This is a genomic window from Cellulomonas sp. URHE0023 (assembly GCF_000688475.1).
Lineage (GTDB): Bacteria > Actinomycetota > Actinomycetes > Actinomycetales > Cellulomonadaceae > Cellulomonas.
This window is the reverse complement of sequence record NZ_JIAN01000006.1, coordinates 303,834-327,376: the sequence shown is the minus strand read 5'-3', so window position 1 is coordinate 327,376 and position 23,543 is coordinate 303,834. Positions and strand designations below refer to the sequence as shown.

At 69.0% G+C, this 23,543-nt stretch carries 22 protein-coding genes; 12 read left to right on the top strand and 10 right to left on the bottom strand.

The window, feature by feature from the left end:
• Nucleotides 1–45 precede the first annotated feature (45 nt).
• The 4 genes from coxB to N553_RS0110770 are packed head-to-tail and all read left to right on the top strand — an operon-like array spanning nucleotide 46 to nucleotide 3,602.
• Nucleotides 46–930 (top strand): cytochrome c oxidase subunit II, encoded by an 885-nt coding sequence (gene coxB, locus N553_RS0110785; RefSeq protein WP_028046526.1) that lies wholly within the window; start codon nucleotides 46–48, stop codon nucleotides 928–930.
• Entirely contained in the window at nucleotides 930–2,750 is a 1,821-nt protein-coding gene (ctaD, locus tag N553_RS0110780) for a cytochrome c oxidase subunit I (RefSeq protein ID WP_028046525.1), read from the top strand. Before coxB ends, ctaD begins: the two co-directional genes overlap by 1 nt.
• A complete protein-coding gene (locus tag N553_RS0110775) occupies nucleotides 2,747–3,145 on the top strand; it encodes a cytochrome c oxidase subunit 4 (protein WP_028046524.1) in 399 nt (132 codons plus the stop codon). The genes ctaD and N553_RS0110775 overlap by 4 nt, the downstream gene beginning before the upstream one ends.
• A gap of 55 nt (nucleotides 3,146–3,200) precedes the next feature.
• Nucleotides 3,201–3,602: an META domain-containing protein gene (locus N553_RS0110770; RefSeq protein WP_051640072.1), complete on the top strand. Its 402-nt coding sequence runs from the start codon at nucleotides 3,201–3,203 to the stop codon at nucleotides 3,600–3,602.
• Between the two features lie 94 nt (nucleotides 3,603–3,696).
• On the opposite strand, the gene N553_RS0110765 is transcribed toward N553_RS0110770, so the two are convergent.
• From N553_RS0110765 to N553_RS0110745, 5 genes are all read right to left on the bottom strand, one after another.
• Entirely contained in the window at nucleotides 3,697–4,323 is a 627-nt protein-coding gene (locus N553_RS0110765; protein WP_028046522.1) for a superoxide dismutase, read from the bottom strand.
• Between the two features lie 120 nt (nucleotides 4,324–4,443).
• Complete coding sequence (locus tag N553_RS0110760; RefSeq protein WP_028046521.1) at nucleotides 4,444–6,195, bottom strand: cytochrome bc complex cytochrome b subunit; 1,752 nt, start codon at nucleotides 6,193–6,195, stop codon at nucleotides 4,444–4,446.
• Nucleotides 6,192–7,238, bottom strand: a complete 1,047-nt coding sequence (locus N553_RS0110755; protein WP_028046520.1) for a Rieske 2Fe-2S domain-containing protein — start codon at nucleotides 7,236–7,238, stop codon at nucleotides 6,192–6,194. Before N553_RS0110755 ends, N553_RS0110760 begins: the two co-directional genes overlap by 4 nt.
• A complete protein-coding gene (locus tag N553_RS0110750; protein WP_028046519.1) occupies nucleotides 7,235–8,020 on the bottom strand; it encodes a c-type cytochrome in 786 nt (261 codons plus the stop codon). Before N553_RS0110750 ends, N553_RS0110755 begins: the two co-directional genes overlap by 4 nt.
• A 62-nt stretch (nucleotides 8,021–8,082) precedes the next feature.
• Nucleotides 8,083–8,730: a heme-copper oxidase subunit III gene (locus N553_RS0110745; protein ID WP_081844511.1), complete on the bottom strand. Its 648-nt coding sequence runs from the start codon at nucleotides 8,728–8,730 to the stop codon at nucleotides 8,083–8,085.
• A gap of 310 nt (nucleotides 8,731–9,040) precedes the next feature.
• On the opposite strand from N553_RS0110745, the gene N553_RS0110740 reads away from it, so the two are divergent.
• Together N553_RS0110740 and trpD are read left to right on the top strand one after the other, a co-directional pair.
• Nucleotides 9,041–9,469: a response regulator transcription factor gene (locus N553_RS0110740; RefSeq protein ID WP_028046517.1), complete on the top strand. Its 429-nt coding sequence runs from the start codon at nucleotides 9,041–9,043 to the stop codon at nucleotides 9,467–9,469.
• Nucleotides 9,466–10,512, top strand: coding sequence for an anthranilate phosphoribosyltransferase (gene trpD, locus N553_RS0110735; protein ID WP_028046516.1), 1,047 nt, complete (start codon nucleotides 9,466–9,468; stop codon nucleotides 10,510–10,512). The genes N553_RS0110740 and trpD overlap by 4 nt, the downstream gene beginning before the upstream one ends.
• 30 nt (nucleotides 10,513–10,542) lie before the next feature.
• Here trpD and N553_RS0110730 read toward each other — a convergent pair whose 3' ends face one another.
• On the bottom strand, nucleotides 10,543–10,821 hold the full coding sequence (locus N553_RS0110730; protein WP_028046515.1) for an Lrp/AsnC family transcriptional regulator: 279 nt from the start codon (nucleotides 10,819–10,821) through the stop codon (nucleotides 10,543–10,545).
• A gap of 8 nt (nucleotides 10,822–10,829) precedes the next feature.
• Nucleotides 10,830–12,716, bottom strand: coding sequence for a DEDD exonuclease domain-containing protein (locus tag N553_RS22250; RefSeq protein WP_081844510.1), 1,887 nt, complete (start codon nucleotides 12,714–12,716; stop codon nucleotides 10,830–10,832).
• 77 nt (nucleotides 12,717–12,793) lie between these two features.
• Between N553_RS22250 and N553_RS0110720 the strand changes: the two genes are divergently transcribed.
• On the top strand, nucleotides 12,794–14,095 hold the full coding sequence (locus N553_RS0110720; RefSeq protein WP_034621776.1) for an NYN domain-containing protein: 1,302 nt from the start codon (nucleotides 12,794–12,796) through the stop codon (nucleotides 14,093–14,095).
• A 36-nt stretch (nucleotides 14,096–14,131) separates the two neighbouring features.
• Complete coding sequence (locus tag N553_RS0110715) at nucleotides 14,132–14,317, top strand: hypothetical protein (protein ID WP_028046513.1); 186 nt, start codon at nucleotides 14,132–14,134, stop codon at nucleotides 14,315–14,317.
• Between the two features lie 3 nt (nucleotides 14,318–14,320).
• Here the strand turns inward: N553_RS0110715 and N553_RS0110710 are convergent, their stop codons facing one another.
• Nucleotides 14,321–16,135, bottom strand: a complete 1,815-nt coding sequence (locus N553_RS0110710; protein WP_028046512.1) for a long-chain fatty acid--CoA ligase — start codon at nucleotides 16,133–16,135, stop codon at nucleotides 14,321–14,323.
• 200 nt (nucleotides 16,136–16,335) lie between these two features.
• On the opposite strand from N553_RS0110710, the gene N553_RS0110705 reads away from it, so the two are divergent.
• Nucleotides 16,336–17,280 carry an ROK family glucokinase gene (locus N553_RS0110705; RefSeq protein WP_028046511.1) on the top strand — a complete coding sequence of 315 codons (945 nt, stop codon included), beginning with the start codon at nucleotides 16,336–16,338 and terminating at the stop codon, nucleotides 17,278–17,280.
• Between the two features lie 13 nt (nucleotides 17,281–17,293).
• Here N553_RS0110705 and N553_RS24280 read toward each other — a convergent pair whose 3' ends face one another.
• A complete protein-coding gene (locus tag N553_RS24280) occupies nucleotides 17,294–17,836 on the bottom strand; it encodes a hypothetical protein (protein WP_051640071.1) in 543 nt (180 codons plus the stop codon).
• Nucleotides 17,837–17,948: 112 nt separating this feature from the next.
• Here N553_RS24280 and N553_RS0110695 point away from each other — a divergent pair, with 112 nt between their 5' ends.
• The 3 genes from N553_RS0110695 to N553_RS0110685 all read left to right on the top strand — a co-directional run bounded on the left by N553_RS0110695 (nucleotide 17,949) and on the right by N553_RS0110685 (nucleotide 21,419).
• Complete coding sequence (locus tag N553_RS0110695) at nucleotides 17,949–18,749, top strand: 1-acyl-sn-glycerol-3-phosphate acyltransferase (RefSeq protein ID WP_028046510.1); 801 nt, start codon at nucleotides 17,949–17,951, stop codon at nucleotides 18,747–18,749.
• 97 nt (nucleotides 18,750–18,846) lie between these two features.
• Nucleotides 18,847–20,067: a pyrophosphate--fructose-6-phosphate 1-phosphotransferase gene (locus N553_RS0110690; protein WP_028046509.1), complete on the top strand. Its 1,221-nt coding sequence runs from the start codon at nucleotides 18,847–18,849 to the stop codon at nucleotides 20,065–20,067.
• Complete coding sequence (locus tag N553_RS0110685) at nucleotides 20,064–21,419, top strand: class II 3-deoxy-7-phosphoheptulonate synthase (protein WP_028046508.1); 1,356 nt, start codon at nucleotides 20,064–20,066, stop codon at nucleotides 21,417–21,419. Before N553_RS0110690 ends, N553_RS0110685 begins: the two co-directional genes overlap by 4 nt.
• 65 nt (nucleotides 21,420–21,484) lie before the next feature.
• Here the strand turns inward: N553_RS0110685 and pknB are convergent, their stop codons facing one another.
• Nucleotides 21,485–23,518, bottom strand: a complete 2,034-nt coding sequence (gene pknB, locus N553_RS0110680) for a Stk1 family PASTA domain-containing Ser/Thr kinase (RefSeq protein ID WP_028046507.1) — start codon at nucleotides 23,516–23,518, stop codon at nucleotides 21,485–21,487.
• Nucleotides 23,519–23,543: the final 25 nt, after the last annotated feature.

Genomic DNA, 23,543 nt, shown 5'->3' with positions numbered 1-23,543 from the left:
TGCACCGCCGGAGCGCCGTCGGGACGCGAGTGAGAGGTCCCCCCGTTGCACCCGGACACCCCCCGTCGCAAGCGGCGGCCAGCGCTGGTCGCTGCTGGCCTGCTTGCTGTCGTCGCTGTCGCCTTGAGCGGATGTTCCGCCGAGGTCCAGCGCGGCTGGCTCCCCGGCTCCTCCGAGCACGAGATCACGAACCAGACGGGTCGGGTCACCAGCCTCTGGGTCGGTTCGTGGATCGCCGCGCTCATCGTCGGTGTCATCACCTGGGGCCTGATCCTGTGGTGCGTCACGGTCTACCGGAAGCGCAAGGCAGACGACACGCTGCCCGTGCAGCTCCGGTACCACGTGCCCCTCGAGCTCATGTACGTGATCCTGCCGATCGTCATGGTCGGTGTGCTCTTCTACTACACGAACCGCGACACGAGCGCGCTCGTCGACACCTCGGGCGAGACCGAGAACCACGTTCAGGTCATCGGCAAGCAGTGGAGCTGGGACTTCAACTACCTCGACGACGACGCGTACGAGACCGGCCAGCACGCGCAGGACGTCGGCAGCGCCGGCACCGGCGTGCTCCGTGACCAGGTCACGCTCTGGCTCCCGGTGGACGAGTCGGTGGAGTTCACGCTCGACTCGCGCGACGTGATCCACTCGTTCTGGGTGCCGGCGTTCCTCATGAAGATGGACGTGATCCCGGGAAAGACGAACGCGTTCCAGCTCACGCCGCAGGAGATCGGCTTCTACGAGGGCAAGTGCGCCGAGCTCTGCGGTGAGTACCACTCCTCGATGCTGTTCAACGTCAACGTGGTCTCGCGTGAGGACTACGAGGCGCACATCGCCGACCTCAAGGCGAAGGGTCAGGAGGGCTCGCTCGGACTCGAGTACAGCCGCCTGCAGGACACCGCGCCCGACGCGGCGAAGGAAGGCGAGAACTGATGGCCGCCGTCGCGGAGCACATCCCCGGTCTGGCGCCGTCGCGTCAGACGCTCGGCCGCACGGTGATCAAGTGGGTCACCTCTACCGACCACAAGACGATCGGGTACCTGTACCTGATCACGTCGTTCGTCTGGTTCGCCGTGGGTGGCACGCTCGCGCTGCTCATCCGCGCGGAGCTCTTCGACCCGGGCATGCAGGTGTTCCAGTCGAAGGAGCAGTACAACCAGGCGTTCACGATGCACGGCACGATCATGCTGCTGCTGTTCGCCACGCCCTTGTTCGCCGGTTTCGCCAACGTGATCATGCCGCTGCAGATCGGCGCGCCCGACGTGGCGTTCCCGCGGCTGAACATGCTCGCGTACTGGTTCTTCTTCTTCGGTGGCACGATCGCCGGCTTCGGCTTCTTCACGCCCCAGGGCGCTGCGTCGTTCGGGTGGTTCGCCTACGCGCCCCTGTCCAACACGGTCTACTCGCCGGGGCTCGGTGGAGACCTCTGGGTGTTCGGGCTCGCTCTGGCGGGATTCGGCACGATCCTCGGCGCGGTCAACTTCATCACCACCATCGTGACCATGCGCGCACCCGGCATGACCATGTTCCGCATGCCGATCTTCACCTGGAACACCCTGGTGACGTCGCTGCTCGTGCTCATGGCGTTCCCGCCCCTGGCCGCCGCGCTGTTCGCGCTCGGCGCCGACCGCCGCTTCGGCGCACAGGTCTTCAACCCCGAGAACGGTGGCGCCATCCTGTGGCAGCACCTCTTCTGGTTCTTCGGGCACCCCGAGGTCTACATCATCGCGCTGCCGTTCTTCGGCATCGTCACCGAGATCCTGCCGGTCTTCAGCCGCAAGCCGATCTTCGGCTACAAGGGACTTGTCTACGCGACGATCGCGATCGCTGCGCTGTCGGTGACCGTCTGGGCGCACCACATGTACGTCACCGGCTCGGTTCTCCTGCCGTTCTTCTCGTTCATGACGATGCTCATCGCAGTGCCGACCGGTGTGAAGTTCTTCAACTGGATCGGCACCATGTGGCGGGGCAAGCTCACGTTCGAGACACCCATGCTCTGGACGATCGGCTTCCTGGTCACGTTCCTCTTCGGTGGCCTCACGGGCATCATCCTGTCCAGCCCTGCGCTCGACTTCCCCCTGTCGGACTCCTACTTCGTCGTGGCGCACTTCCACTACGTGGTGTTCGGCACGGTCGTGTTCGCGATGTTCGCCGGGTTCTACTTCTGGTGGCCCAAGATGACCGGCCGGATGCTCGACGAGCGCCTCGGCAAGCTTCACTTCTGGCTGCTCTTCATCGGCTTCCACACCACGTTCCTGATCCAGCACTGGCTCGGCGTGAAGGGCATGCCGCGTCGGTACGCGGACTACTCGCCCGACGACAACTTCACGGTCATGAACCAGGTCTCGACCATCGGCGCGGTCATCCTTGCGGCGTCGACGCTGCCGTTCCTCTGGAACGTCTACACGACGTGGCGCAACGCCCCCCTCGTGACCGTCGACGACCCGTGGGGCTACGGTGCCTCGCTCGAGTGGGCCACCAGCTGCCCCCCGCCGCGGCACAACTTCACGTCGCTCCCGCGGATCCGTTCGGAGCGCCCCGCGTTCGACCTGCACCACCCCGAGGTCGCCGCGATGGACTTCGTGGAGCCCGATCCGGGTCTGCTGGACTGGGAGTCGGATCGTCGCGGGCAGCAGGACGTCGCTCGCGACCGGATCGTGAACGACAAGGGCGAGCCCGAGCAGTCCACCGCGACGATCGTCGAGGAGCGGCCCAGCACCGGTACTGACGCGGACGGCGAGGACGAGAAGTGAAGCTCGAGACGAAGCTCTTCCTCTACGGGGTCCTGTTCTTCGTTCCCGTCGGCCTGATCTACGCCTGGTGGAGTGACGGGGAGCCCGTGGGCACCGTCGGGATCCCGCTCGTCGGCGGTCTGGTCGGCATGATCGGCGCGTACTTCGCGCTGCTGGGTCGCCGCATCGACGAGCGCCCCGAGGACGACCCGAACGGTGAGATCGAGCAGGGCGCAGGCGACCAGGGAGTGTTCAGCCCCTGGAGCTGGTGGCCGCTGGTGCTCGGTGTGGCCGCGGCCATCGTCTTCGCCGGCTTCGCGATCGGGTTCTGGCTGTCCTTCATCGGGCTCGCGCTCGGGATCATCGGCCTCGTCGGGTGGGTCTTCGAGTTCTCGCGAGGACAGCACGCCCACTGACGTCTCACCGCAGGTCCTGCGCCTGCGACCCGGTGCGCCTGCTAGCGTCGTCCGCATGATGCAGCCCCACGCGGTCGTGGCCCGATCGATCCTGCTCGTCGCCTTCGTCGGGGCGGCGTTGACCGCGTGCTCGAGCGATGATTCCTCATCCGGCTCCACGCTCTCGTCCGGTGACGTCACGGGCCAGTGGGTCGAGTCGGACTCAGATCCGGTGGTCAAGCTCGAGCTGAAGGACGACGGCTCGGTGAGCGGCTCCGACGGATGCAACCAGCTCAACGGCACCTGGACGATCGACGGATCCGACATCAAGTTCGGAGCGTTCGCCGCGACGATGATGGCGTGCGCCGACGTCGACACCTGGCTGTCCGGGGCGTCCACGGCGACCGTAGACGGCGACGCGATGACCGTCCTCGGCGACTCCGGCAAGGAGATCGGAACTCTCGACAAGCAGTCCTGACGGGCTCGAGAGGCCCGCAGACGACAGAACGCCCGGAGGCCCGCACTCGACGACGAGTACGGGCCTCCGGGCGTTCTGCTGGCCTACGAAGGCCTCAGACGGCCACGATCAGGCCGGCGGTCTGGGTCCGTGCGCGGTCGAAGCGCGTTGCCGCGTCGGCCCAGTTGACGATGTTCCACCACGCCTTGACGTAGTCCGCCTTCACGTTGACGTAGTCGAGGTAGAAGGCGTGCTCCCACATGTCCAGAACCACGACGGGGACGAGGCCCAGCGCGATGTTGCTCTGCTGGTCGTACAGCTGGACGATCACGAGCTTCTGACCGATCGAGTCCCACGCGAGGATCGACCAACCAGACCCCTGGATGCCGAGCGCGTTGGCGGCGAAGTGCTTCTGGAACGCCTCGAACGAGCCGAAGAACTCGTCGATTGCTGCGCCCAGCTCACCAGCCGGCTTGTCGCCGCCCTCGGGGGAGAGGTTCTGCCAGAAGACCGAGTGGTTGACGTGGCCGCCCAGGTTGAACGCCAGGTTCTTCTCGTGGAGGTTCACCGCAGCAAAGTCGTCGGCGGCCCGGGCCGCGGCGAGCTTCTCGAGCGCCGTGTTCGCGCCGGTGACGTAGGCCGCGTGGTGCTTGTCATGGTGCAGCTCCATGATGCGCCCCGAGATGTGCGGCTCGAGCGCCGCGTAGTCGTAGGGCAGATCCGGAAGCGAGTAGTCAGCCATGCGTGAGTACCTCTCCTGCGTCGGTTCGAGGCCGTCTGCTACGACCTCTGGAAGACAGAGAAACGGGCGGCTCGCCGTCACGGCGAGCCGCCCGACTCCTCGGACAACTCTTGCTGAGGATCAGTGATTCCGCCCGTCAGGGGCGGTCTCATCCTGCGGATCGATGAGGTGCTGGCCGCCGCCGACGGCAGCCGTCGAGGAACCGGCACCTGCAAGCTCCGCCGGGCCGTGGTCGGCTCCGCTGATCGAGTCGTGCGCCCCGTGCGAGTGCGCGGCCACGAGCTCTGCCGGCGTGACGGGCTCGATGCGGTCTTCATAGAACGTCTGAGAGAGCCGCTGACGCATGCGGTCCAGCCGGTAGCCCTTGCGACGAACGCCGCGGGAGTCCTCTGCCGGCTCGATCTCCACCGGGCGGAGGTTGTCGTGCTGAACCCGCAGCCACCGCTCGTGCTGGTTGAGCGGCTTGTGCACCTCGATGTACTCACCGTTGGCGAACCGGACGATCCGCCCGGTCTCGTGACCGTGCAGGACGAGCTCTCGATCCTTGCGCTGCAGGCCGAGGCAGATGCGCTTGGTGATCCAGAACGCGAACCACGGACCGAGGAAGATCAGCGCGCGGAAGGTCCACGTGATGTCGTTGATCGACAGGTGGAAGTGGGTCGCGATCAGGTCGTTCGACCCGGCCAGCACGAGGATGAAGAACGCGGTCAGGAGCGAGACACCGAAGGCGGTGCGGAACGGCCGGTTGCGCGGCCGGTCGAGCACGTGGTGCTCCTTGTGGTCGTCCGTGGCGAACGCCTCGATGAACGGGTACAGCGCGAGGCCCGTGAACAAGATCCCCGGCACGACCATCGCAGGGATGATCACGTTGAGCGGGATCGTGTACTGGCCTATGACGACCTCGGCGAAGCCCGGCATCAGACGCAGCGATCCCTCGAGGAACAGCATGTACCAGTCGGGTTGTGCACCGGCAGACACGGGGGAGGGGTCGTACGGCCCGTAGTTCCAGACCGGGTTGATCGTCATGGTCGCCGCCATGAGTGCGATCACGCCGAACACGATGAAGAAGTAGCCGCCGGCCTTCGCCACGTAGATGGGGAAGAGCGGGTAGCCGACGACGTTCTTGTTCGTGCGCCCGGACCCCGGGTACTGGGTGTGCTTGTGCAGCACGACGAAGAACAGGTGCAGACCGATGAGCGCAAGGATCAGCGCAGGCACCAGGAGGATGTGGACGGTGAACAGCCGAGGGATCAGCACCTCGCCGGGGAACTCGCCGCCGAAGAGGAAGTACGACGTGTAGCTGCCGATGATCGGGATGGCCCGGACCACGCCGTCGGTGATGCGCAGACCGTTGCCGGACAGGACGTCGTCGGGGAGCGAGTAGCCCGAGAAGCCGGCAGCCAGGCCGAGGATGAGCAGCGTGAAGCCGACGACCCAGTTGACCTCGCGAGGCTTGCGGAAGGCGCCGGTGAAGAACACGCGCATCATGTGCGTGACGATCGCGGCCATGAAGATGAGCGCGGACCAGTGGTGGATCTGCCGCATGAGCAGACCGCCGCGGACCTCGAAGGAGAGCCTGAGCGTCGAGGCGAACGCCTCGGACATGTGGGCGCCCTGAAGTGACTCCCACGGCCCGTCGTACACGACCTCGTTCATGCTGGGCACGAAGAAGAGCGTGAGGAAGACGCCGGAGATCAGGATGCTGATGAAGCTGTAGAGCGCGATCTCTCCGAGCAGGAACGACCAGTGGTCGGGGAAGATCTTGCGCGCGAAGACCTTGACTGCGGTGCCGATACCGGTCCGCTGGTCGAGATAGTCCGCCGTACCCGCGGCGATCTTCTCGACGGGCGAGGGGCTGGATGTCGTGGTCACAGTGTCAGTCGCTCCCAGAAGGTCGGGCCGACGGGCTCGTCGAAGTCGCTCTGAGCGATCAGGTAGCCCTCGTCATCGACGGTGATCGGCAGCTGCGGCAGCGGCCGCTTCGCCGGTCCGAACACGACCTTTGCCCCGTCCGCCACGTCGAACGTGGACTGGTGGCACGGGCACAGGAGGTGGTGAGTCTGCTGCTCGTACAGCGCGACCGGACAACCCACGTGGGTACAGATCTTCGAGTATGCGACGATCCCGTTGTAGGACCAACTCTTCCGCTCCTCGGATTCTTTGAGATCCTCAGGGTCGAGCCGGACCATCAGGACGACCGCCTTGGCCTTCTCGTCGAGGGGGTGCTCTTCCTCGTCGAGCTTGTCCGGGATCACGTGGAAGACCGAGCCGATGGTCACGTCGGACGCCTTGATGGGACGCCCTGCCGGGTCCGTCGTGAGGCGGGTCCCCTTGCGCCACATGGTGTGGCCGAACTTGCTCACGTTCCAGTCGCCACCGACGTTGCCGACGATCGGGACGACGATCGCGAGCGGGAAGAGGGCGAGGGCGCCGATCATCGTGCCCTGCAATAGGCTGCGCCGACCGATGGCCGAGTCTGCTGCGCCGTCCTTGAGCACCTCGATGGCTTCGACGCGCGTCTGGTCGGAGCTGCGCTGCTCGTGGCGGTCCTCAGCCTTCTCGTGGTCGTTCATCAGGGCTTTGGCCCAGTGCACGCCAGCCAGGCCGATGCCGAGGAGCGAGAGGGCCAGCCCAAGGCCGAGCACAAGGTTGGACAGGCGCATCGACTCGGGCGTGTCGCCCGGCGGAACCGCGAAGTACGCCACGAGGAAACCGATCGTGGCGACGATCGAGATGACGAAGAGGAAGACGACCTGACGCTCGGCCTTCTTGTTCGCCTTCGGGTCGACATCGCCCATGCGCTGGTGGTGCTCCGGGTGGCCCGGGTCCTCGAACCGCTCGGGGTAGGTGCCGTCCTCGCGCAGGACGAGCGAGTTGTCGGTCGCGGCCTCGGGGGCCGGTTCGTGGATGCTCACGAGGACTTTGCTCCGATCCAGACCGCTGCGCCGATGAGCAGGCCGAGGCCGACCACCCACGCCCAGAGGCCTTCACTGACAGGGCCGAGAGCGCCGAGCGTCAGGCCTCCCGGGGACGCGCCACCCTGCTGGTCGATGAAGGCGATCACGTCGCGCTTCTCCTCCGGCGTGATGTTGGCGTCGTTGAACACGGGCATCGACTGCGGACCGGTGAGCATCGCCTCGTAGATGTGCGTCGGCGTCGTGTCCCACAGCTTCGGCGCGAACTTGCCCTGCGAGAGAGCACCGCCAGCGCCTACGGCGTTGTGGCACATCGCGCAGTTGGTGCGGAAGATCGACATCCCGTTGGCCGCGTCGCCGAGGGTTGGGTCGACCATCTCTGCGGTCGGGATGGCGGGGCCTTCACCGAGCGACGCCACGTACGCCGCGAGCTCGTTGATCTGCTCCTGCTCGAACTGGACGGGCTTTTCCTGGATCTGCGGCCCGTTCATCTGGGCGGGCATCCGACCGGTGCCGACCTGGAAGTCCACGGCTGCGGCGCCTACGCCGATCAGCGACGGACCACTCTCGGTGCCGGCCGCGGAGGGTCCGTGGCACGTGGCGCAGTTGGCCTGGAACAGCTTCTCGCCGTTGGCGATGTCGCTGGCGTCCGCCTTCACGGTCGCCGCGCCGGCTGACGTCGGTGCAAGCACCGCGTACAAGCCACCGGTGAGCAGCAGCGCCAGCAGGAGCAGCACGATCGGCGCGCGCCGATCCTGCCTGCGGGCTGCGAGTGCCTTCACGGATCGTTCCTCGTCTCGCACGTTGGGATGGGTTCAGGTGCGGGCAACGGGCCCGCGGCCTGCTACTTGAGCAGGTAGATCATCGCGAAGAGCGCGATCCACACGACGTCGACGAAGTGCCAGTAGTAGGACACGACGATCCCGGTGGTCGCCTCGTGGTGGCCGAACCGCTTCGCGCTGAATGAACGACCGAGCAGGAAGATGAAGGCGATGAGGCCGCCGAGGACGTGGAGGCCGTGGAACCCGGTCGTCAGGTAGAACACAGAGCCGTACGGGCTCGACGCCAGTGTCAGGCCCTCCCGCACGAGGCTCGCGTACTCGTAGATCTGACCAGCGACGAAGACCGAACCCATCAGGTAGGTCAGGGTCATCCACTCGTTCATCCCCCAGCGGCGCACGTTGAGCAGCGTGCCGCTCCGCACCGGCTGGAACCGCTCCGCCGCGAACACGCCCGCCTGGCACGTCACCGACGACAGAACGAGGACGATCGTGTTGGCGGTCGCGAAGGGCACATTCAGCTTCGCGGTCCAGAACGCCCATTCCTCGGGCGCCGCTGAGCGCAGCGTGAAGTACATCGCGAAGAGGCCTGCGAAGAACATGAGCTCGCTGGCCAGCCACACGATCGTGCCTACCGAAACGGGGTTCGGTCGGTTGACGCTCACGTGGGGGCTGGTGCGGGGGGCAGCCGTTGCGGTCGACACGTTCGCCATTATGGCCGAACAGGCCCCCTCGTGGGTCATTGGAACGGCGGGGCGTCGACGGTTAAATGTCACACCGTCAGGATCCGTGGCCCCACGGGCGCGAGGAGCTGCTGGGTCGCCCGCAGAATCATGCGGCAACCGGCGCCCCATCGGGACCTCCGAGCGGCCGTTGAGGACCCGTCGTCGCAACCGCGCAGACCGGCGCGTCGCGGCGCCGTGCTATGGGTCCCGACGCCGAGATCGTGTTGCTCCGCGCCGAGCCGCTGCGCGGCGTGCCAAGATTCCCTCGGACGCACGTCGACGATGAGTGAGGACCCCCATGAGCACGGGCCAGCCCGAGAACGCAGCAGCCGTCCCGGCGCCGCGGATCCTGCTGTACAGCGACGACGTGGACGCGCGCGAGCAGGTCCGGCTGGCCGTCGGTCGACGGCTGCGCCGGGGTGCCCCGGTCATCGAGTGGGTCGAGGTCGCCACCGGGCCGGCCGTCATCGCGCAGACGGAGGCCGGCGGCCTGGATCTTCTGATCCTCGACGGAGAGGCCGACAAGGTCGGTGGGATGGGTCTCGCGCGGCAGCTCAAGGACGAGATCTACCGCTGCCCGCCGATCCTCGTGCTCACCGGTCGACCGCAGGACGCCTGGCTCGCGTCATGGTCCAACGCCGAGGCGGTCGTCAGCCGTCCCCTCGACCCGGTCGAGCTCCACGCGGCCGTCGCTGCACTGGTCGAGGCCCGGGCAGTCGCCCGATGACCGACGTTCCGACGTGGTCGGACCTGTTCGCCGCGCTCGTCAACCGGCAGGACCTCACCGGCGAGCAGACCGGCTGGGCGATGAGCGAGATCATGAGCGGCGAGGCGTCGACGCCACGCGTCGCGGCCTTCCTGATCGCGCTGAAGACCAAGGGCGAGACGGTCACCGAGCTCACCAGCCTCGCGGACACGATGCTGCAGCACGCCGTCCGGATCACCGTCCCGGGACGCACCATCGACATCGTCGGGACGGGCGGTGACCGCTCCCACACCGTCAACATCTCGACCATGTCCGCGCTCGTCGTCGCCGGTGCGGGACTCACCGTCGTCAAGCACGGGAACCGGGCGGCGTCGTCGTCCTCCGGGTCCGCCGACGTGCTGGAGGCGCTCGGAATCCGCCTTGACCATCCGCCGGCACGCGTCGCCGAGCTGGCGACCGAGGTCGGGATCACCTTCTGCTTCGCTCAGGTGTTCCACCCGTCCTTCAGGCACACCGCGCCTGCCCGCAGCGAGCTGGGGATCGGAACTGCTTTCAACTTCCTCGGACCGCTGACCAACCCTGCGCAGCCCCGGTCGGCCGCGATCGGCGTCGCAGACGCCCGGATGGCACCGCTCATGGCGGGGGTCCTGGCGGGTCGAGGTGCGAGCGCGCTCGTCTTCCGGGGCGAGGACGGCCTCGACGAGATCGCCCCCACCGGACCCACCAAGATCTGGGAGGTCCGCGACGGGCTGGTCGACGAGGTCGTCGTCGACTGGGCCGATCTCGGGTTCGACCGCATCGAGCTCGAGTCCCTGCGCGGAGCCAAAGCCGACTACAACGCCGAGGTCGCGCGCCGGCTGCTCGACGGTGCGCTCGGTCCTGTGCGGGAGACAGTCGTGCTCAACACCGCTGCTGCGCTGGTCGCGGACGGCACGCTGCCGGGGACGGGCGACGGAACGCTCGTCCAGCGGCTTCTTGCCGCCACCGGCCACGCACGCGAGTCGCTCGACAGTGGCCGGGCGGCCCAGGTGCTCGAGCGGTGGCGCGCGGCCAGCGCGGGCTGAGCGAGCCGGCCCCCACGGCTCAGGCCTGAGTCACTCGAGCCCGAGGGAGAACGCCTGCTCCAGGTCGTGCTGGCTGTACGTCCGGAACGCGATGTACGTCTGGGTGCGCAGGACTCCATCGACCTTGCTGATCTTGTCGGCGATCACGTCGGCGAGATCGTCGTGCTCGCGAACGCGGACCATGGCGACGAGGTCCACCTCGCCGGTGACGGAGTACACCTCGCTGACGCCCGTGATGTCGGCGATCGCGGCGGCGACCTCCGGGATCCGTGCGGCGTCCGAGTCGATGAGCACGATGGCGGTGAGCATGCCCGCCATCATGCCGTGCGGGGCTGCCGGACGCTGGTGGTGGGCAGCACCCGCGCGTCGGCGTCGTCGAGCGCGCCGGTCAGGACGACCGGCGGCCGCTCGCCGCGAGCTTCGACCGGGTGGACCTCGAAGGGCTCGACCGGTCGAAGCGCCGTCGCGACCGCGGCCGCCGGGTCGCGCAGGCGCTGCGCCGAGCGCACAGGGTGGGCCCAGGTGCTGGAAACCTCCACGAGGCGCACGCCGGGCTGGTCGAGCCAGGTGATGACCAGGTCGGTCTCCTCGGGGTGGGCCGCCGGCGCCGGGGCGACAGCCGCGTCCACGTGCTCGCCAGACGCCTGCAGGGTGGCGATCGCTGGTCGGGGGTCGGTGCGCCTGTCGACGCGGGCCGTACCGGCGAGCCGGCCGAACCGCACGAGGACGAGCTCCCACCCACCGTCGTCCGTCCTGCGAGCCGCGACCAGCTCGGAGCAGGCCGCGAGCGGTGCGAAACGCTGTGCACGAGCCGCTCCCCGCAGGAAGGCGCCCAACCTGTCCCGCACCGTGGCAGCCTCCTCGAAGCGCTCCTGGTCGACCAGGGCGTCGATGCGGTGGGCGTGCGCGCCGACGACAGGGTCGGCGTTGTCGAGCATCGCGTGCCGTACCGCCTCGACCACCCCCGCGTACTCCGGGGCGTCACCGACGCAGGGCGCGCTGCACCGACCCATCTCCGCCAGCACGCACGCGGACGCGCCGGCGGGGGCCACGACCGGGAGGCGCCGGGTGCACTGTCGGATCGGGAAGGTCTCGTGCAGCGCCTCGAGGGCGAGCTGTGCGGTGGTGGCGGACGCGAACGGGCCGATGTACGTCGCGCCGTCGCCGGCCTTGACCTCACGCACCACCGACAGGCGCGGGTAGGGCTCAGCGGTCAGGCGCACCCAGGGCATGCGCTCGGGAAACCGAGATCGCCTGTTGTACCTCGGGGAGTGTGCGGCGATGAGGCGCAGCTCGCGCACGCGAGCCTCCAGCGGTGTGGCACACGAGATGGGGTCGACCCGGTGCGCGATGCGCACCATCTCGATCATCCGGCCGCGCTTCTCCGCCGAGGTGAAGTAGCTGCGCACCCGCTTGCGCAACGAGGTCGTCGACGTTCCGACGTACAGCACCTCGTCGCCCGGTCCGCGGAACAGGTAGACGCCCGGGCCGTCCGGCAAGCCGTCGGCGAGGGTGCGTTTGCGACGCACGTCCTCGGGCACAGGGTCCGTCGCTGTGGCGAGGTCCTCAAGGTGTGTGATCCCCAGCGGGGCGAGCCTGCCCAGGAGGGCATGCAGGACGTCGACCGTCGCCTGGGCGTCGGCGAGAGCCCGGTGGTTGGGCGTCACGGTCGCGTGGAACAGCGCGGCGAGCGACGACAGCTTGTGGTTCGGGACCTCGTCGCGCGTGACGACCCGGCGTGCGAGCCGAACGGTGTCGAGCACCTTGTTGCCGGGCCAGGCGTGTCCCGTGCGTGCGGCCGCGGCCTTGAGGAAACCGATGTCGAACGGTGCGTTGTGTGCGACCAGCACGGTGCCGCGGGAGAACTCCAGAAAGCTCGGGAGAACCTCCTCGATCGGCGGCGCACCGATGAGCATCGTCGTCGTGATGCCCGTGAGCACCTGGATGAACGGAGGAACCGGTCCGCCGGGGTCGACGAGGGTCTGGAACTCGCCGAGCACCTCGCCGCCGCGCACCTTGACGGCACCGATCTCGGTGATCGCGCAGTCCGCAGGCGTACCGCCGGTCGTCTCCAGGTCGACCACGACGAACGTGACGTCCGACAACGGTGTGCCGAGGTCGTCCAGGGTGGGCTGGTGGGGTGTCGCTCCGGGTTCCGGGGTCGCATCCGCCCACACGGGGCGCAGGCGGCGGGCGGACGACATGGTGCGGACGCTACAGACGGTCACCGACACGGCTCGTGCGCCGCACCGGTGAGTGGCAGGCCGCCTAGGGTGCTGGGATGACGGGCACCGACCGCGAGGACGCCGCGATCGTCCCCGACGACCGGGCCGACGTGCCGCCCGCCGTACGCTCGGTGCTCGTGCAGGCGGCCTCGGACGCGCTCGGCACGTTCGAGACCGTCGAGGTCCCGTCGTCGCTGCGGTCGGTGCACCGGTTCGCGCCGCGCCGCCGGGCATCCGCCGGCGCTGGCCCCCTGTGGAACGCTCTCGTGCAGGAGGACGGTTTCCGGAGCAGTGTCGCCCGGGTGTGGGCGCAGACGAACCCGGAGCTCGCCGCCGACGTCGTCGACGCCGAACCGGAGCCCTCGGTGCAGGCCGCAGCGGGTGCCTGGCTCCTGGGTGTGACCGCCTGGCGGACGCTCGTGCCGCTCGCGACGGCGTCACCGGATGACGGTGAGGTCGGACGGCTGCGCGCGAGCGTGGTCCGGTCGCAGGCCGACATGGAGCATCTGCGCGCCGAGCTGGCGGTAGCGACTCAGGAGGCCCGGGCTGCGCAGGAGCAGCTGACTGCTCTGCAGCGTGAGCTGCGCCGGCTGCGATCCGACGCTGACCGCGCCCGCAGCGAGGGACGCAAGGCGGCGGAGGAGGCTCGAGGGCTCCTCGACGCCGCCGAGCTCGCGCAGTCCCGTGCCGCCGAAGCCATGCAGTCGGCGCTCGACGAACGGCGTGCGTCAGCAGCGGAACGCACTGCCGCGCGCGCCGAGCTCCGTGCCGCCCGCAAGCTCGCCGACGCGCGAGTGCGGCTGCTCCTCGACACCATCGTCGACGCCGCGAGCGGCTTGCGCTCGGAGCTCGCGCTGCCACCCGCGGGGGAGCGGCCCGCCGATCTCGTCGGGCCCGCCGCCGGGAGCCCCGTGCCTGCGCGACCCGGCTCACGCGGACGCACGGTCGACGATCCCGCCCTGCTCGACGAGCTGCTCCGCCAGCCGTGGGCGCACCTGCTCGTCGACGGCTACAACGTCTCGAAGAGCGGTTTCGGGGACCTCACGCTCGCTGAGCAGCGACGCCGCCTCGTCGAAGGGCTGGGCGGCGTCGCGGCCCGCACGGGCGCCGAGGTGACCGTGTGCTTCGACGGGCAGGAAGGCCAGGGCGCGACCGGCGTGCAGGCCCGAGGGGTCCGGGTCCTGTTCGCGGTCGGAGAGATCGCTGACGACCTGATCCGCAGGCTCGTGCACGCCGAGCCGCCGGGCCGGGTCCTCGTCGTCGTCACGAGCGACCAGGAGGTCGTGCGGGACGTCGAGGCGGCCGGTGCCTGGGTCGTCCCGTCGAGCACGCTGGTCGCGCGCCTGCAGCGCCTCTGAGACCGGCTGTCGGTGGTGATCGCTAGCGTCCGAACCATGATCATCGACTGCGACACCTGTACCGAGCGCGGCGCCGGGTGCGCCGACTGCGTGGTGACGTTCCTGACCATCCCCGTGCGCTCGCGCTCGCCATCGCCGCTCGACGCCGGCGAGCAGAAGGCGATCGAGGTGCTCGCAGCCTGCGGTCTGGTGCCACCCCTGAGGATGGTGCAGGCGATCTGACGCTCAGTCGCCCGCGGGCGACGCGTACAGAGCGTCTACCTCTCCGGCGAAGTCCTTGAGCACCTGAGCGCGACGGATGCTCAGCTTGGGCGTCAGGTAGCCGTTCGCGATCGTGAGGTCCTGGCTGAGGATCCGGTACTTGCGCACCGACTCGGCGCGGGAGACGGCCTTGTTGGCCTTCTCGACGGCGTGGTCGAGCGACTCCAGCACGTCCGGGTCGGTGGCCGCGTCGGCGACGCTCATCTCGGGCTTGCCGTGTGCCGCCAGCCAACCGGGAACGCCCTCGGGGTCGAGGGTGATCAGCGCGCCGATGAACGGTCGCTGGTCGCCGACCACGACGACCTGGCTGATGAGGGGGTGCGCCCTGAGGCGGTCCTCGAGCACGGCGGGAGCGACGTTCTTGCCGCCCGCCGTCACGATGATCTCCTTCTTCCGGCCGGTGATCCGCAGGTATCCCTCGTCGTCGAGCGAGCCCAGGTCGCCCGTACGGAACCAGCCGTTCTCGAGCGACTCCTGCGTCGCGATGTCGTTGGCGTGGTACCCGCGGAACACGGGGATGCCCTTGACCTCGATCTCGCCGTCGGCAGCGATGCGCACAGTCGTGCCCGGCAACGGGATGCCGACCGTGCCGATCTTGGTGCCCTTGCCCGGACGGTTCACCGTGGCCGGTGCCGTCGTCTCTGTCAGGCCGTAGCCCTCCAGGACGTTCAGCCCGAGGCCGCGGTAGAAGTGGCCGAGGCGCTCGCCGAGCGGGGCTCCGCCCGAGATCGCGAAGCGCGCGTTGCCGCCCAGGGCCGCGCGCAAGCGCTTGAGCACCAAGACGTCGGCGACCTTGTGCTGGAGCTTCAGCCACAGGCTCGGCCCCTGCGGGGTGTCCAGCGCACGGGAGTAGACGATCGAGGTCTTCGCGGCGCGCTGGAAGATCGCGCTCTTCCCGCCCTGCGCGGCCTTCTGCTCGGCCGAGTTGTACACCTTCTCGAACACCCGGGGCACGGCAAGGATGAACGTCGGCTTGAAGGACGCGAGGTCCTCGATGAGCGTGGTCGTGTCCGGTGTGTGGCCGAGAACCGCACCGGCGGGGATGCAGAGGACCTCGATGAACCGGGCGAACACGTGGGCCAGCGGCATGAAGAGCAGCGTCCGGGCGCCGGGGTAGCCGACGACCTCGTTCAGCTCGGCGACGGCGTTGACCGTGAGCTCGTAGAAGTTGCCGTGCGTCAGCTCCACGCCCTTGGGCCGACCTGTCGTGCCCGAGGTGTAGATCACCGTGGCGATGTCGGACAGCACGGCGAGGCCGCGGCGTCTGGCGACCTCCTCGTCGGAGACGGACTCGCCGCCGGCAAGGATGGTCTCGATCGCCCCGTCGTCGAGCTGCAGGACCTCGCGCAGCGTCGGGGCGTCCGCCCGGACCTCCTCGACCGTGGCCGCGTGTGCAGCGGTCTCGACGATCAGGACGGAGACGTCGGCGTCGGTCAGGATCCACAGGACCTGCTCGGACGACGACGTCTCGTACAGCGGCACGGGCACGGCGCCGACGGCCCACACCGCCCAGTCGAGCAGCGACCACTCGTAGCGGGTGTGCGACATGATCCCGACGCGGTCGCCGGGCTCGATCCCACGGGCGACCAGGCCCTTGGCGACTGCGACGATCTCGGCGTCGAACTCCTGCGCCGTGAGCGGGATCCAGGGACCGCCCCGCTGCGCCTTGTGCTCGACGACCACACGGTCGGGCGTTGCCGCGACGCGCTCGGCGAGAAGGTCGTTCAGGTTGTTCGAGGGTTCGACCTCGATACGCAGGGGAGTGTGGAACTCGTCCATGCTGGCTCCAGTGACAGTGGCGAAGTGTGCGATGAGGATACGGGACGCTCGGGAGTCGTCCGGGCAGGTTGGGTACGCTCGCGTCGCCGTAGCGGACATCGGTCGGACGTGTGCGCGCCGACCGCGTGCGGGCGGCTAGCGTGGGGCACCGCACCGGACGGTAGCGAGCACAGTACGAGCGCGTAGGAGCATACGGAAACATGCACGCCATTGGTGTGGACATCGGTGGGACGAAGATCGCCGCCGGCGTGGTCGACGACGACGGCGTGATCCTCGCGCAGACCCGACGCGACACGTCACCTGACGACGCTGCGGGCATCGACAAGGCCATCGCGGACGTGTATGCCGAGCTCAGCCAGTCGTTCGAGGTCGACGCGATGGGTCTGGCGGCAGCCGGATTCGTCTCGGCCGACCGTTCCTCCGTGCTCTTCGCTCCCAACATCGCGTGGCGTGACTACCCGCTGCGAGACCGGGTCGCCGCCCTCGTGCGTGATGACGTCCGGATCGTCGTGGAGAACGACGCGAACGCCGCCGGGTGGGCGGAGTTCCGGTTCGGCGCCGGTCGCGACGTCGACGACATGCTGATGCTCACCGTCGGTACCGGCCTCGGGGGTGCCATCGTCACCGACGGCAAGCTCGTGCGCGGCGCCTGGGGCGTTGCTGCCGAGATCGGCCACATGCGCGTCGTGCCCGGCGGGCACTACTGCGGCTGCGGGCACGAGGGCTGCTGGGAGCAGTACGCCTCCGGGAGTGCGCTCGTGCGTGACGCCCAGGCGACCGTCATCATCGATCCCGACCGGGCGACCCGGTTGCTCGAGCTCGCGGGCGGCGACGTGGACCGACTCATCGGTCCGCACGTCACCCAGGCTGCCCAGGAAGGCGACCCGCTGGCGGTCGAGCTGCTCGCCGAGCTCGGCAGATGGGTCGGCGAGGGCGCGGCGTCGGCGACCGCGCTGCTCGACCCGGCGCTGATCGTCGTCGGTGGCGGCGTGGCCGCCGCGGGGGACCTCCTGCTGGTTCCGGCCCGTCGAGGGTTCGCCGAGCAGCTCTCCGCTCGCGGCCACCGGCCGGAGGCCGCGCTCGTCGTGGCTTCGATGGGCAACGACGCAGGCTTGGTCGGCGCTGCGGATCTTGCGCGCGTCTGAGGTACGGGCGACGTCAGACGATGGCGCCCGTGTCGTCGTCCTCAGGATCCCGTCGGTTCGGCATGCGCCAGAGCAGCACCCCGACTCCCAGGACGAAGACGACGCCGGCCGCCTGAACCAGCGCCGGTGGCGCCTGTGGCCAGGCGATGAGCACGATCAGCAGGAAGATCGGCATGCCGGCTGCGGCGAACCACGCCATCGTCAGCAGCGGGTCCCCGCCCAGGACGGGTCCCGGATCCGGGGGGACGAAGTGCTCCTCGGCGTCCACGGTCGCCTCGGCCTCGTCGAACTGGGCGGTCGCGTCCCAGTCGCGTCCGGAGTCGTCCCGTGCCGGACGCACCACGCGGCTCTCTGCGACCCACGGCGCCACAGGGAAGTCGAGCGGCGAGACGTCCTCCGGCTCGGCAGGTGCCGTCCCGTCCGAGCCGCCGACGTCGGAGAGCCGTGCCACGATGCCGTTCCAGACGTCCTCGTCGGACGGTGGATCGGTCCCGTCGGGGACGTCGGCGCCCTGCGGAGGGACTCCGTCGTCAGGGTCGTCGGGGCGAGGTGCCATGAGAGCACTCTAGAGTCGTCCCCAGCGGTCGGCGTGGCACGTGGAGGTCAGCACGTGCGAGCTCTGGCTCGAGTGAGCGCACAGTCCGTGGGTCGGGTCGAGAGGTGAACCGTTGTTCTACTGGTTGATGAAGCGGGTGTTCGTCGGTCCGCTGCTGCACCTGGTCTACCGCCCGTGGGTGCGCGGCGTCGAGAACGTGCCCGAGGAGGGCGCTGCGATCCTCGCGAGCAACCACCTGGCGGTCATCGACTCGTTCTTCCTCCCGCTGGTCCTCGACCGTGAGCTGGTCTTCATCGGCAAGCAGGAGTACTTCACGGGTGCGGGCATCAAGGGCCGCCTCACCGCGGGGTTCATGCGCGGTGTCGGCACGATCCCCGTCGACCGTGGTGGCGGCAAGGCAAGCGAGGCGGCACTGCGTACCGGCCTGCGCCGCCTCAGCGAAGGGGACCTGTTCGGTATCTATCCCGAGGGCACACGCAGTCCGGACGGCCGCCTCTACCGGGGAAAGACCGGTATCGCGCGCCTCGCCCTGGAGTCCGGCGCTCCGGTCGTCCCGATCGCGATGGTCGGTACCGACGTCGCGCAGCCGCCTGGCCGCCGTATCCCCAAGGTGATGCGCATCGGGATCGTCGTGGGGGAGCCGCTCGACTTCAGCCGCTACCAGGGCATGGAGAACGACCGGTTCATCCTGCGTTCGGTCACGGACGAGATCATGTACGCGATCATGGCGCTGTCCGGGCAGGAGTACGTCGACGTGTACGCGGCGACGCAGAAGGCCCGCATCGCGACGGGGCATCCGGCGGTTGCAGGCGACGCCGCCGACCACCTGCCCTCCGCACCGGGGGGCCGCCCCGTCCCCGACGTCCAGGTTCCGGTCCCGCCCGAGGGCGAGTCCGACACGTCAGTAGGATGACCCGGTCGGCGTCGAGCCGTCCGTGCGCCCGCGTGGGCGTCGTCCTGGCGATCCCTGCGGGGAGCTGCGCCACAGGTACCAACGAGAGGTGTGTCTCATGTCGGTTCGTCGCGTCGCTCTCCTCACCGCAGGCGGCTTCGCTCCGTGCCTGTCGTCCGCAGTGGGCGGGCTGATCGAGCGCTACACGGATGTCGCGCCCGACATCGAGATCATCGCGTACGAGCACGGCTACTACGGTCTGCTTCGCGGCGACAAGATCGTCATCGACGACGAGGTGCGCGCGAAGGCCGGCATCCTGCACAAGTTCGGCGGCTCGCCTATCGGCAACTCGCGGGTGAAGCTCACCAACGCCGCGGACTGCGTGAAGCGCGGTCTGGTGAAGGAGGGCGAGGACCCGCTGAAGGTTGCGGCAGAGCGGCTCAAGGCTGACGGCGTCGACGTGCTGCACACCATCGGCGGCGACGACACGAACACCACCGCGGCCGACCTGGCGGCCTACCTGCACGACAACGGCTACGAGCTGACGGTCGTCGGCCTGCCCAAGACGATCGACAACGACGTGGTGCCCATCAAGCAGTCGCTGGGCGCCTGGACCGCGGCCGAGGAGGCCGCCGGCTTCGCGGCGAACATCATCGGCGAGCACCGCTCGGGCCCGCGCATGCTCATCGTGCACGAGGTGATGGGCCGGCACTGCGGGTGGCTCACGGCCGCCGCAGCCGCTGACTACCGCAAGTGGCTGGACGCGCAGGAGTGGGTCCCGGGGATCGGTCTGACGCGTGAGCGCTGGGACATCCACGCCGTCTTCCTGCCCGAGCTGGCGCTCGACATCGATGCCGAGGCCAAGCGCCTCAAGCAGGTCATGGACACGCAGGGGAACGTCAACATCTTCCTGTCCGAGGGTGCCGGCATGCACGAGATCGTGGAGCAGCTGGAGTCCGCCGGGACCGAGGTGCTGCGTGATGCGTTCGGGCACGTGCGCCTGGACACGATCAACCCGGGGCAGTGGTTCGCCAAGCAGTTCGCCGAGAAGCTGGGCGCCGAGAAGGTCATGGTGCAGAAGTCCGGCTACTACTCGCGCGCTGCCGCCGCGAACGCCGAGGACCTGCGCCTCATCAAGTCCATGACGGACCTGGCCGTCGAGTGCGCACTGCGGGGCGAGTCTGGCGTGATCGGGCACGACGAGGAGCAGGGCGACGTGCTGCGCGCGATCGAGTTCCCGCGCATCGCGGGGGGGAAGGCGTTCGACGTGTCGCAGCCCTGGTTCGGCGAGCTGCTCTCGGACATCGGGCAGGACCTTGTCCCGGCGAGCCACGCATGACCGTCGACCCTGACCCGCAGGTCGTTGCGGGGCTCGACACGTGGCGCTCCATGTCACCGGTGCAGCAGCCCCAGTGGCCTGACGCCGCAGCTCTCGAGGCAGTCACGGCGAAGCTCGCCACCGTCCCGCCGCTGGTGTTCGCGGGCGAGGCGGACGCTCTTCGCTCCCAGCTGGCCGCTGCCGGCCGAGGCGAGGCGTTCCTGCTGCAGGGCGGCGACTGCGCCGAGACCTTCAACGAGGCTACGGCCGACAACATCCGCAACAAGATCAAGACGATTCTGCAGATGGCTGTCGTCCTGACCTACGGCGCGAGCCTCCCCGTCATCAAGATGGGTCGGATGGCCGGGCAGTACGCCAAGCCTCGCTCGTCGGACTCCGAGACCCGTGACGGCGTCACGCTCCCCGCCTTCCGGGGCGACATCATCAACGGCTTCGCGTTCACCCCTGAGGCGCGCACGCCGGACCCGCAGCGGTTGCTCGAGGCGTACCACACGTCCTCGTCGACGCTGAACCTCATCCGTGCGTTCACCACGGGTGGCTTCGCGTCGCTGCTGCGCGTCCACGAGTGGAACCGGGGTTTCATGGCGAACCCCGCGTACTCCCGCTACGAGGAGATCGCCGCGGAGATCGACCGCGCCATCCGCTTCATGGCGGCGTGCGGTGCGGACTTCGACGCGTTGCGCACGGTCGAGTTCTTCTCGAGCCACGAGGGCCTACTGCTCGACTACGAGCGACCCCTCACCCGGATCGACTCGCGCACCGGTCTGCCGTACGACTGTTCCGGGCACTTCGTCTGGATCGGGGAGCGGACGCGCCAGCTGGACGGAGCGCACGTCGACTACTTCTCGCGCGTGCAGAACCCGCTGGGCATCAAGCTCGGACCCACGACGACCGGTGACGACGCCCTGGCACTCATCGACAAGCTGAACCCGAGCGGTGAGGCTGGGCGCATCACCTTCATCACGCGCATGGGCGCCGGCAAGGTCCGCGACCTGCTCCCCGCGCTCGTCGAGAAGGTGACCGCCGACGGTCGCCCCGTCACCTGGGTGTGCGACCCGATGCACGGCAACGGGATCACGTCCGCGAGCGGGTACAAGACGCGCCGGTTCTCCGATGTCATGGACGAGGTCGCCGGCTTCTTCGAGGTGCACCGCGCCCTGGGGACCGTCCCTGGCGGGCTGCACATCGAGCTCACCGGAGATGACGTGACCGAGGTCCTCGGGGGCACCGAGGAGATCGACGACGAAGGCCTCGCCCGACGTTACGAGACGCTCGTCGACCCGCGCCTGAACCACCAGCAGTCCCTGGAGATGGCGTTCCAGGTGGTCGAGCTCCTGCGGGCAGCCGGCTGAGTTCGTCACCTGGCGCGTCTCGGGGCGCAGTCCCCGCCGCGCGCCAGGTGATGGACGGCGTCGCGCTACGTGATCGACAGCGTGACGACCGCGCCCTTGGGGGCCATCTCGCCACCGGCAGGGTTCTGACCGACGACGAACCCCAGACCGAAGTACGCGGTCGCCTTCTTCGTCTTGACCTCGAAGCCGGCATCGGTGAGGGCCTTCGTCGCCGCCTCCACACCCTGGTGGTTCACGTCCGGGACCGGGAACAGCTCCGGGCCCTTCGAGACGTTCACGGAGATCGTGTCGGTCCGGTGGCCCGGGGAACCGGACGCGGGGGACTGGTCGATGATCAGCCCGCTCGGCACGCTGTCGCTGAACACCTCGGTGGGTGCGAGCGTCAGGGCGTCCGCCGCGACCAGCTTGGTGGCGTCCTCGACCGTCAGGTTCACGACCGAGGTGATGGTCACCTCTGCAGGACCGTCCGAGATCGTGAGCGTGACGAGCGTGTTCCGGGCGATCTGCGCGTCAGGGACGAGGTCTGACCCGTCCGGCAGCTTGGCGCTGACCACCTTCCCCACGCTGACCGCGTCGTCGTTGGCTGGGTCCGTGTAGGCCACGGCGAGGCCTGCGTCCTTGAGGACCTTCTCCGAGTCGGCCTGCCACCCCCCGACGACCCCGCCCGGGGTGACGACCAGGTCAGGACCCTTGGAGACGACGAACGCGACTGCCGCACCCTTGCGGATCCGGCTGCCTTCTCCGGGCTCCGTCGAGAAGACCTCGTTCACCGGGGCCGTCGAGCTGAAGTCCTTGGTGGGCTTGGGGACCAGACCGGCGGTCTCGAGGATCTGGGTCGCGTGCGCCTCGTCCTGCCGGACGATCGTCGGGACTGTCGTGTACGCGCCCGGACCGTACTCGCCGTACCACCACAGGCCGCCGCCGACGAGGGCGGCGAGCACACCGATGACGACGATCCAGCGGAGCGGGTGTCGCTTCCGAGCCTGCGGCGGCACCCCGCCGGACGCGAGCTCCGCCGCGCTGACCCCCAGACCGATCGGGAGGGCGACGGTCGCACCACGCGCATCCGGCTCCAGCCGCGTGGTCTCTGCCTGGTCAGCGACGACGAGCTCGCCGGACGTGCTCTCGGCCCCGCCGTCGACGGCCGGTGTCTGCTCCGGGCCGAGGTCGGTCTCGTCGGGGTCGGTCGCTGCAGGTAGGACGATCGAGGGCGGGACGTCGGCGCGACGTGCGAGCGTGTCCTCGTCCAGTGCGAGGCGCGTGCGGCGCAAGAGGGTGAGGGCTGCGCCCGCGTCGAGAGGGCGGTCGGACGGGTCGCGTGCGGCGAGGGAACGAACCACGTCGTCGATCTCGATGGGCAGCCAGCTGACGAGCTCCGAGGGTGCAGGGATGTCGTTGTTGACGTGCTGGAATGCGACCTGGATCGGTGTCTCGCCCGTGAACGGCTGGCGCCCGGTCAGCATCTCGAACAGCAAGATGCCGCAGGCGTAGACGTCGGTCCGCGCGTCGCTGAGGCCCCGTGTGACGAGCTCGGGCGCCAGGTAGGCAACGGTGCCCAGGACGGTTCCGGTGGTGGTCGCGGTGACCTCGGTGACGGCACGCGCCAGGCCGAAGTCGGCGAGCTTGACCCGTCCGTCGGTGGCGAGCAGGACGTTCTCGGGCTTGATGTCTCGGTGCACGAGCTCGCCGCGGTGTGCGGTCGCGAGCGCGTCCAGGACGCTCTCGCCGATCCGAAGCGCGTCGCCCACCGTGAGGGCGCCGCGCTCTCCGAGGTAGCGGCGCAGGTTCGAGCCGTCGATGTACTCCATCGTCAGGTAGCTGGTCTCGCCGTCGACGCCCTGGTCGTACACGGCGACGAGGCCAGGGTGCGTCAGTCGCGCAGCGGTGCGCGCCTCACGACGGAAACGAGCCACGAAGTCGGAGCCGGACGCGCCTTCGGCCAGGTGCGCGTGCATGACCTTGAGCGCGACGTCCCGGTCGAGGCGTCGGTCGACCGCGAGGTACACGGTGGCCATGCCGCCACGGGCGATGCGGGACACGACTTCGTACCGACTGTCGACCAGGCGGCCGACGAGCGGATCGATGACGGTTGCTCCCACGCGCAGGAGTCTACGGGCGAAGGTC